At 60.4% G+C, this 3,198-nt stretch carries 2 protein-coding genes; one reads left to right on the top strand and one right to left on the bottom strand.

The features are described 5' to 3' along the window. Nucleotides 1-1,389: DUF5801 repeats-in-toxin domain-containing protein (locus tag ACSQ3P_RS31640; protein ID WP_436169379.1), on the bottom strand; the 1,389-nt coding region annotated here is incomplete at its 3' end. Nucleotides 1,390-2,145: 756 nt separating this feature from the next. Here ACSQ3P_RS31640 and ACSQ3P_RS31635 point away from each other — a divergent pair. Then, nucleotides 2,146-3,198 (top strand): hypothetical protein (locus tag ACSQ3P_RS31635; RefSeq protein ID WP_436169378.1); only part of this gene is annotated, 1,053 nt, incomplete at its 3' end.

Below are 3,198 nucleotides of genomic sequence, written 5' to 3'. Positions count from 1 at the left end.
ATTGGTGGTCAGGTCGGTCTCGTCGACGATCAGGCTGGGGACGACGCCACCGCCTTTTTCCTCGACGACGACGTTGCGCACGATGGCGGGGCCGTCGTCGAGGAACTGCAGTGTGGCGCCGATCTGGGCCGTGGCCGGGGTGCTGTCATTGTCGCGATCGGTGATGGTCGCGGTCAGGGTGACGAGGCCGGCCGCCAGGCTGACGGGATCGTTGGGGTTGGTGGCGTCGGGATGGCTCAGCGCGCGGATCTGGTCGAGCGTGACCAGGCCTGATGCATCGACCGTGACGGTGAAGACGAGCAGGTTGGAGCCTGCGGTGCGGCCCTCGACCACGGTGCCGTTCAGCGAGAGCACGACGTTCTGGCCCGACGCGACGTCGATCAGGCCCGAGGCGGCCGCGGTGACGGCGAGCGCATAGGTGGTGGTGCCGGCGCCATCGGCGCCATAGGCCGAGGTGAACAGCCCGGCGAAGGAGGCGCTGGCATTGGTGGTCAGGTTGGTCTCGTCGACGATCAGGTTGGGCGCGACGACGCCGCTCAGCACGACGCTGGGAATGTCATCCTGAACCGAGATGGCGAAAACCGCTTCGCTGGTTCCCACAGCAGTCGTTGCTATGACGCCGATCGTACCCAGGTCGAGAATCTGCGCACCGTTGCCTGCTGGATCCGGCAGGCCGGTAAGCAGCGTGACAAGCACGACGACATCGCCGGTTGTCCCGGCAGGAATCGACTGGCCGGAGAGGATGTCCAGTCGGATGGCATCCACACCATCGACACGACCGACGACCTGCACATCGGAGACGCGAACCCAGGCGATATCATCGCCCGCTATCCCGTTCGTCTCGGTGCGCAGTCCACTCAGGTTGGAGCTGAAGGAAACGCTGGTGACAGGCGTTGCGCCGGCCGAGAAACGCAATGTGACGAGGGAGGTCTCGCCGAGATTTTGTGAACTCGTCCCGGTTGAGAGCGAGGATTCTTCGAGAAACGCGGTGGCATTGCCGCCGGCGTTCGACGGCCCGGTCGAGGCTCTCAGCCGCTGGCTGAGCTCCTCTCGATCGAGAGTGCCAAAGGACAGGGCTGTCGGAGGCAGGAGGCCCGTCAAACCGAAGGCATTTCCAATATTGCCGGCCGCGACGCTGAAATTGCCGCCAGAGCTTCCGGTGGCAGCCTGAGCACCGGCTCCTGGGCCGGCACCGGGCGTCACGCCGGCACGTTCGAATGCGGCGGCAAAGGCGCTTGCGGGGACTTCCACGTCGCCGATGATGATTGTCGGCATCGCCTTCGTCACATTGGGGATGACGACCGGCGCGCCGCTCGGCTGGTTGAGGATCAAATCATCGCCGCGGACCTGGATGTCGTCGAGTGACGCCCCCTGCGGGAGCTTGATCACGGGGGCGGGGGCCGGGGCTCCGGACTGTGGCGCGCCAGGCTGAACCACCATGCCGGCCGGTGGATTACTTAAAGGAGCCTGTGCAGGCGTCGCCGGGGTCAGCGGAGGTGCCGTTGGTGATTGAGCGATATCGTAGCGACCCTGGTGCGCCGCAATGTTGTTTTCGACAGCGCTAATACCTGACGTATCAGCGCGTTCATTCAACATGTTGGCGACGTCGAAGACATTAACCATGACTCAACCCCCTGTTAACGACTCGTTAATGATCGTTTCGGGGATTGCCGCAATATGGCCAGGCCGCCAGATGCATATCCGGCTATATACAGATGTAAATAATTTGAGATTTGTTGTTAATTTCCAATCATTTTCTTAGAAAATTCGCCGGATCGCGGGCCAATTGGGTCGATGCCGCAACTGTCGGATGGCGGGCGGCAGGTCGTGAATCCGGACGCGCCACCCATCCGCGACCTGCAGATTCAACGGCGCAGCATCACGCTCGGACATCTCGCGATTGCGAGATGTCCGAGCGTGATGACGTCATCCAGCAGCATCCGGCTTGAAGGGGGGCGCCATATCGCCGCCACGCCACCAGGCGTCGGCTCGAATTAAATATATAACGCTACGGCATGACCCAGCGTTAATTTTGTCTTAACAACGCGATGGCGACGTGCTTTATTGCTAAGGCGGCAATAATGCGGGTGGCGTTAAGTCTGCAATAGAATGCGGCGAGACCACCCGTTTGAGGGGAAGTCGACAATGACCGTGCTTAATGACGGCGCAATTCTCGAAGCCACATCTGTTGGCTCGGGAACGGGGAATTACGATTCGTTTTTGCGCTTGCAAGCGAATGGGACGGAGGAAGGCTTCAATACCGATCAAGGCGGAAATGTCCTTGATAATAAATCATCGTTCACCGACAGCTTGAAGTTTGGCGGAATCGCCACGGTCACAATTGGCGGTATTGAATATATTGAATTCAGGCTTGACCTGAATGAGAGCGACAGTGGCGGAAATCCACAGATCAGCCTCAATGATTTTAAGGTCTACATATCCGGTGCCCCTGCGACGCTATCCGATTTCAACAATGCGACGGATAGCTTTGGCGCGGGTTTTACGCAGGTCTTCGATCTGGCGGGCACGCAGGCGCTCTTTGACACCAACTCCGGCAGCGGAACTGACGATTATCGCGTTCTGATCCCGCTGAGCTCGTTCGAAGCGGCCGGGGCGACGGCTGCGTCCTATGTGACGCTTTATTCAAATCTGGGCGGGGCCGGCGCCAATGCGTCGAATGGCGGCTTCGAGGAGTGGAGAGTGCTTGCCAGCACCGCTTCCGTTGAGCCGGTGCCCGCAATCTCCATCGATAAGTCCGGTCCGGCGACGATCGCCGAAGGCGGCGCGACGGCGACCTATACATTCGTCATCACGGCTTCTGCCGCCAACGCCGCTACCGACCCGCTGACCATCGACAGCGTTGTCGATAACGTCTTCGGGAACCTGACGGCGGCTGCCCTTGCGGCGAATGGCGGAAATCCCATCGTGCTCGATCCGGGTGAAACATTCACCTTTACTTTCACGAGCCCGATTATTCTGCAGAACGCCGGCACGACACATACAAATGTCGTTACGGTAACAGCCCATGACGACGAGAACACGCCTGTCACCGATACGGATGACCACGTGATTTCGATCGCCGACGTCGCTCCCGATGTGAAGGTGGTGAAGACGGCGAGCGTGAGCTCGATCGCGGAAGGTGTGGCGGCCTCGATCACCTACAGCTACGCGGTGACGAATGAGAGCGCGGCCTCGACG

The organism is Allobosea sp. LjRoot9, from assembly GCF_964252745.1.
In the GTDB taxonomy this organism is placed as follows: Bacteria; Pseudomonadota; Alphaproteobacteria; order Rhizobiales; family Beijerinckiaceae; genus Allobosea.
The sequence above is the reverse complement of the archived record's forward strand: the minus strand, read 5'-3'. Positions and strand labels throughout refer to the sequence as shown.